The sequence below is a fragment of the Deinococcus roseus genome (genome assembly GCF_014646895.1).
GTDB lineage: Bacteria > Deinococcota > Deinococci > Deinococcales > Deinococcaceae > Deinococcus_C > Deinococcus_C roseus.
Genome location: NZ_BMOD01000073.1, coordinates 1 through 1,422 on the forward strand (window position 1 = coordinate 1; position 1,422 = coordinate 1,422).

Here is a 1,422-nt window from a genome sequence, read left to right on the forward strand (position 1 = left end):
GCTGAGCAGTGAACAGAAGTTACTCATCTGGCGGATTTTGCAGGGAAAAGCCCAGAAACAGCAACTCGAAAGCCTCTAAACCCGCTTTTAAGGTCTTGACTCCAGGAACCCCATAACAATGCCAGCTGCCCAACCGGGCAATGACCCACACCGCCCACCCGATGCTTCCTGTCGGGTGGGGGTTCTTTAATTTCTGGGTCCTGCCCTCCAGGGTCGGATTTAACTTTTCCAATAAAACGATCTGCTGCACAGAGAAAAAATTACTAGCAGGGGTTGTCCCATCGTCTCTACGTTTCACCAATTCCGTGCTCAAAGTCGCTGCCCACATCACCATCACCCCTAACTTTTGCAAAGCTAGACCATCACTCAGGTGACGGTTTTCCAGATCAAACACTCGGGTCTTGATTGCTGCAAAACATTGTTCCACACTCCACCGCGCCACATACCAGCCCAGAATGCGTAAGGCATCGTCTAACGTTTTAAGGGCATGATTGGTGAGGAGCCGCCAGATGATGGGTTTTTCACCCTCTGGGATGTTCTCCTGATCTTCCCTGACTTCCAAGCCCATCAGGGTTAAACCGCAAGGATTTTTCTGGGTCATGTGCTCTTCAGGACAGCGTATGTTGACTTCACACCACCTGACTGAAAAACGGCTTTTCCGTGCAGAACGTTGCTTTTTCAGGTCGGCAGGGACTTGCATTTCAAAATGTCCTTGCTCCTGTTGTCTGGCCAGCAGCTCAAAGAGCTTTTCTCCTTTGGCTGCCCCCAACACCCGACGGTTTTGTTGGGCTCGACTGACCATTTTGATGCCCAACTGCTGCACTTGTACCCAGTGCTGAAAAATCTCGCCTTCCCGATCATGCACCAAGGTCACTTGTTTTGCAGGCAATTTGCGGGCTTCACGGGCGGTCACAAACCACTTGCGGGATTCGGGCAAGGGTTCCACCTGGTCTGGGGTGCGGGTCCACAATTGCAAGGAAAGGCAACCCAGCAGCTGATGGCTTTGCGCGTCCAGTACGACCCCAGCATGGAGGAAGTAGCCCAGGTCCGTGTTATTGCCGACCACCCCAAGATTTTTGCCGTGGTGGTAATGCTTTTGTTTTTCATAGTTGAGTTCTGTGGTATCAGTGATGAGCAGCAAATGATCATGGTCTTGCTGTTCTAGACGCCGCAAAGTATGTTGTTGGACAGCATAGATCAGTTGGTCAAGGTAGACCTGCTTGTTTTTGAGGAAACGGTAGAACTGGATTTGCTGGTTGCAGTTTCCAGCGAGTTTTTTGAGATTGCTGGTGTGCTTGGTTCTCAAGGCTGAAAAGAGTTCACCCCCCACCGTGTTGAGACGTTGGTCTCTCAGGTGGAGGGTCGGGAGGTCCTGCTGTAAGGTCATTCCTCTATTGTGAGGACTTTGTGTTCACTGCTCAG

1 protein-coding gene is annotated in these 1,422 nt (G+C 51.1%); it reads right to left on the bottom strand.

From position 1 onward, the window contains the following. Positions 1 to 19: 19 nt before the first annotated feature. Entirely contained in the window at positions 20 to 1,387 is a 1,368-nt protein-coding gene (locus IEY52_RS26405; protein ID WP_189009669.1) for an IS4 family transposase, read from the bottom strand. Between the last annotated feature and the right edge of the window lie 35 nt (positions 1,388 to 1,422).

What these genes read in the sequence shown, in the direction of transcription:
- IEY52_RS26405 (WP_189009669.1), bottom strand. Translation starts at nt 1,387, where the DNA reads ATGACCTTACAGCAGGACCTCCCGACCCTCCACCTGAGAGACCAACGT.